This is a genomic window from Roseateles sp. GW835-FHT13E02, from assembly GCF_058794035.1.
The window spans coordinates 1-5,524 of the sequence record NZ_JBXAGJ010000043.1 but is presented as its reverse complement, the minus strand read 5'-3'; the positions used below and the strand labels follow the sequence as shown (position 1 = coordinate 5,524).

Genomic DNA, 5,524 nt, shown 5'->3' with positions numbered 1-5,524 from the left:
CGCTCACGGAAATTAGATGGAATCATGTAAATGGTTTTGTCGATTCCGTTGAGTAAATCAAGATCGAACTGTAGAGTTTGATCCTGGCTCAGATTGAACGCTGGCGGCATGCCTTACACATGCAAGTCGAACGGTAACAGGTTAAGCTGACGAGTGGCGAACGGGTGAGTAATGTATCGGAACGTGCCCAGTCGTGGGGGATAACTACTCGAAAGAGTGGCTAATACCGCATACGACCTGAGGGTGAAAGCGGGGGACCGTAAGGCCTCGCGCGATTGGAGCGGCCGATATCAGATTAGCTAGTTGGTGGGGTAAAAGCCCACCAAGGCGACGATCTGTAGCTGGTCTGAGAGGACGACCAGCCACACTGGGACTGAGACACGGCCCAGACTCCTACGGGAGGCAGCAGTGGGGAATTTTGGACAATGGACGCAAGTCTGATCCAGCCATGCCGCGTGCGGGAAGAAGGCCTTCGGGTTGTAAACCGCTTTTGTCAGGGAAGAAACGAGTTTCTCTAATACAGAGACTTAATGACGGTACCTGAAGAATAAGCACCGGCTAACTACGTGCCAGCAGCCGCGGTAATACGTAGGGTGCAAGCGTTAATCGGAATTACTGGGCGTAAAGCGTGCGCAGGCGGTTATGCAAGACAGAGGTGAAATCCCCGGGCTCAACCTGGGAACTGCCTTTGTGACTGCATAGCTAGAGTACGGCAGAGGGGGATGGAATTCCGCGTGTAGCAGTGAAATGCGTAGATATGCGGAGGAACACCGATGGCGAAGGCAATCCCCTGGGCCTGTACTGACGCTCATGCACGAAAGCGTGGGGAGCAAACAGGATTAGATACCCTGGTAGTCCACGCCCTAAACGATGTCAACTGGTTGTTGGGAGGGTTTCTTCTCAGTAACGTAGCTAACGCGTGAAGTTGACCGCCTGGGGAGTACGGCCGCAAGGTTGAAACTCAAAGGAATTGACGGGGACCCGCACAAGCGGTGGATGATGTGGTTTAATTCGATGCAACGCGAAAAACCTTACCTACCCTTGACATGCCAGGAATCCTGCAGAGATGTGGGAGTGCTCGAAAGAGAACCTGGACACAGGTGCTGCATGGCCGTCGTCAGCTCGTGTCGTGAGATGTTGGGTTAAGTCCCGCAACGAGCGCAACCCTTGTCATTAGTTGCTACGAAAGGGCACTCTAATGAGACTGCCGGTGACAAACCGGAGGAAGGTGGGGATGACGTCAGGTCATCATGGCCCTTATGGGTAGGGCTACACACGTCATACAATGGCCGGTACAGAGGGCTGCCAACCCGCGAGGGGGAGCTAATCCCAGAAAACCGGTCGTAGTCCGGATCGTAGTCTGCAACTCGACTGCGTGAAGTCGGAATCGCTAGTAATCGCGGATCAGCTTGCCGCGGTGAATACGTTCCCGGGTCTTGTACACACCGCCCGTCACACCATGGGAGCGGGTTCTGCCAGAAGTAGTTAGCCTAACCGCAAGGGGGGCGATTACCACGGCAGGGTTCGTGACTGGGGTGAAGTCGTAACAAGGTAGCCGTATCGGAAGGTGCGGCTGGATCACCTCCTTTCTAGAAAATGGTCGAGCAGTTGTTTGCTGCATGCAGCAGATGACCAGCGAGATCCACATGACTCATTTTTAAGCGCCCACACTTATCGGCTGTGAATACAACATCAGAGTAATAGCGTGAGCCTGCCGAGCTGGCCTCAACAGGCGAGCGTTACTGAGAGGCAGTGCACGCAAGAAACGCGTGGGTCTGTAGCTCAGTCGGTTAGAGCACCGTCTTGATAAGGCGGGGGTCGCTGGTTCGAATCCAGCCAGACCCACCACGGATTTGAAGAGATCCCGGGGGATTAGCTCAGCTGGGAGAGCACCTGCTTTGCAAGCAGGGGGTCGTCGGTTCGATCCCGTCATCCTCCACCAATTACTCTGTGCCATGGTTGACAAACCAAAGCATCCGTTGCGCGAAAGCGTGAGCGGTTGTTCTGGTTTGTCAGTCATAAGGCTCGAAAGAGTCGGCTGTTGTTCTTTAACAATTTGTAGAGTCGAATCAGCGCTGCTAGCGGAAAGCGCCATCTCGTAAAGGGGGTGAGCGTACCGTGCCGCTAGTAGCTTTTGATTGCGTCAAACACAAGACTTCAACTGAGCAAGAAATTGTTTAGGTATGAAGAACGGCGTAACGCGTGAATACTCAATAAACGTATGGAGCGAACGGCTCTGTACGAGTCCTTGACGACAGTGCAGTCAGCGCTGTCAAAGTTATAGGGTCAAGTGACTAAGTGCATGTGGTGGATGCCTTGGCGATTACAGGCGACGAAGGACGTGATAGCCTGCGATAAGCTTCGGGGAGCTGGCAAATTAGCTTTGATCCGGAGATTTCCGAATGGGGAAACCCACCCCGCGAGGGGTAACTCTGACTGAATACATAGGTCATTGTGGCGAACCGGGTGAACTGAAACATCTCAGTAGCTCGAGGAAAAGACATCAACCGAGATTCCGAAAGTAGCGGCGAGCGAAATTGGAGTAGCCTTTACGTTTTAGCATCGTGTATATCAGAACGGAATGGAAAGTCCGGCCATAGCGGGTGATAGCCCCGTATGAGAAATGCTGCGGTGTGGAACTAAGCGTAAGACAAGTAGGGCGGGACACGAGAAATCCTGTCTGAATATGGGGGGACCATCCTCCAAGGCTAAATACTCGTAATCGACCGATAGTGAACTAGTACCGTGAGGGAAAGGCGAAAAGAACCCCGGGAGGGGAGTGAAATAGATCCTGAAACCGCATGCATACAAAAAGTAGGAGCCCGCAAGGGTGACTGCGTACCTTTTGTATAATGGGTCAGCGACTTACATTCAGTGGCGAGGTTAACCGAATAGGGAAGCCGTAGAGAAATCGAGTCCGAATAGGGCGAATTAGTCGCTGGGTGTAGACCCGAAACCAAGTGATCTATCCATGGCCAGGATGAAGGTACCGTAACAGGTGCTGGAGGTCCGAACCGACTAATGTTGCAAAATTAGCGGATGAGCTGTGGATAGGGGTGAAAGGCTAAACAAACTTGGAAATAGCTGGTTCTCTCCGAAAACTATTTAGGTAGTGCCTCAAGTATTACCATCGGGGGTAGAGCACTGTTATGGCTAGGGGGTCATGGCGACTTACCAAACCATTGCAAACTCCGAATACCGATGAGTACAGCTTGGGAGACAGAGCACCGGGTGCTAACGTCCGGACTCAAGAGGGAAACAACCCAGACCGCCAGCTAAGGTCCCCAAAATTGGCTAAGTGGGAAACGAAGTGGGAAGGCTAAAACAGTCAGGATGTTGGCTTAGAAGCAGCCATCATTTAAAGAAAGCGTAATAGCTCACTGATCGAGTCGTCCTGCGCGGAAGATGTAACGGGGCTAAGCCAGTTACCGAAGCTGCGGATGTGCAATTTATTGCACGTGGTAGGAGAGCGTTCTGTAAGCCTGTGAAGGTGGGTTGTGAAGCCTGCTGGAGGTATCAGAAGTGCGAATGCTGACATGAGTAGCGTTAAAGGGGGTGAAAAGCCCCCTCGCCGAAAGCGCAAGGTTTCCTACGCAACGTTCATCGGCGTAGGGTGAGTCGGCCCCTAAGGCGAGGCAGAGATGCGTAGCTGATGGGAAACAGGTAAATATTCCTGTACCGATCAATAGTGCGATGTGGGGACGGAGAAGGTTAGCTCAGCCAACTGTTGGAATAGTTGGTTCAAGCGTGTAGTCGTGCTCTTTAGGCAAATCCGGAGAGCTTAGATGAGGCGTGATAACGAGTCTGCTTGCAGACGAAGTGAGTGATACCCTGCTTCCAGGAAAAGCCACTAAGCTTCAGCTATTGACGACCGTACCGCAAACCGACACTGGTGCGCGAGATGAGTATTCTAAGGCGCTTGAGAGAACTCTGGAGAAGGAACTCGGCAAATTGACACCGTAACTTCGGAAGAAGGTGTGCCTCTAGTATGTGTAGAGATTTACTCTCGAAGCAGAATGGGGCCGCAGAGAATCGGTGGCTGCAACTGTTTATTAAAAACACAGCACTCTGCAAAGACGAAAGTCGACGTATAGGGTGTGACTCCTGCCCGGTGCTGGAAGATTAAATGATGGGGTGCAAGCTCTTGACTGAAGTCCCAGTAAACGGCGGCCGTAACTATAACGGTCCTAAGGTAGCGAAATTCCTTGTCGGGTAAGTTCCGACCTGCACGAATGGAGTAATGATGGCCACACTGTCTCCTCCAGAGACTCAGCGAAGTTGAAATGTTTGTGATGATGCAATCTCCCCGCGGAAAGACGGAAAGACCCCATGAACCTTTACTGTAGCTTTACATTGGACTTTGAACAGATCTGTGTAGGATAGGTGGGAGGCTTTGAAGTGAGGACGCTAGTTCTCATGGAGCCAACGTTGAAATACCACCCTGGTGTGTTTGAGGTTCTAACCTTGGTCCCTTATCGGGATTGGGGACAGTGTATGGTGGGCAGTTTGACTGGGGCGGTCTCCTCCCAAAGTGTAACGGAGGAGTTCGAAGGTACGCTAAATACGGTCGGAAATCGTGTTGATAGTGCATTGGCATAAGCGTGCTTGACTGCGAGACTGACAAGTCGAGCAGGTACGAAAGTAGGACAAAGTGATCCGGTGGTTCTGTATGGAAGGGCCATCGCTCAACGGATAAAAGGTACTCTGGGGATAACAGGCTGATACCGCCCAAGAGTTCATATCGACGGCGGTGTTTGGCACCTCGATGTCGGCTCATCTCATCCTGGGGCTGTAGCCGGTCCCAAGGGTATGGCTGTTCGCCATTTAAAGAGGTACGTGAGCTGGGTTTAAAACGTCGTGAGACAGTTTGGTCCCTATCTTCCGTGGGCGCTGCAAGATTGAGAGAGCCTGCTCCTAGTACGAGAGGACCGGAGTGGACGCACCTCTGGTGTATCGGTTGTCACGCCAGTGGCATCGCCGAGTAGCTAAGTGCGGAAGAGATAACCGCTGAAAGCATCTAAGCGGGAAACTCGTCTCAAGATGAGTCTTGCCGGGGCCTTGAGCCCCCTGAAGGGTCGTTCGAGACCAGGACGTTGATAGGCTGGGTGTGGAAGCGCAGTAATGCGTTAAGCTAACCAGTACTAATTGCCCGTGAGGCTTGACCCTATAACTTTGACAGTTCAGGCGATGGAAACATCAGCCGATCTGATCAAGGATTATTGAGGACACAAGTTATACCGTTCTTCAGAAGTCAGATCATTCAACGAAATGATCCAACGTGTGAACGCAATCAAAACCAGCTGATTCGAAGTGCAATACATGACAAACTCATGTATAATGCGCAGCTCTACAAATTGGGCCTGTTGAAAATCTCAAGCGAGACTTCAGCAAGCCAACCAGTTAAGCCTGATGACCATAGCGAGGCGGTCCCACTCCTTCCCATCCCGAACAGGACAGTGAAATGCCTCAGCGCCGATGATAGTGCGGGTTCCCGTGTGAAAGTAGGTCATCGTCAGGCTAATAT

2 tRNA genes and 3 rRNA genes are annotated in these 5,524 nt (G+C 51.9%); all 5 read left to right on the top strand.

The features are described from left to right. Positions 1–65 precede the first annotated feature (65 nt). The 5 genes from AC1Q6P_RS23825 to rrf all read left to right on the top strand — a co-directional run bounded on the left by AC1Q6P_RS23825 (position 66) and on the right by rrf (position 5,518). A 16S ribosomal RNA gene (locus AC1Q6P_RS23825) occupies positions 66–1,589 on the top strand. A gap of 182 nt (positions 1,590–1,771) precedes the next feature. Then, a tRNA-Ile gene (locus AC1Q6P_RS23820) sits at positions 1,772–1,848 on the top strand. Positions 1,849–1,866: 18 nt separating this feature from the next. After that, positions 1,867–1,942, top strand: a tRNA-Ala gene (locus AC1Q6P_RS23815). A 342-nt stretch (positions 1,943–2,284) separates the two neighbouring features. Continuing rightward, positions 2,285–5,166: ribosomal RNA gene (locus AC1Q6P_RS23810) — 23S ribosomal RNA — on the top strand. 239 nt (positions 5,167–5,405) lie between these two features. After that, positions 5,406–5,518: ribosomal RNA gene (gene rrf / locus AC1Q6P_RS23805) — 5S ribosomal RNA — on the top strand. The 16S, 23S and 5S rRNA genes sit together here with 2 tRNA genes alongside, the layout of an rRNA operon. The last annotated feature ends 6 nt before the right edge of the window (positions 5,519–5,524 follow it).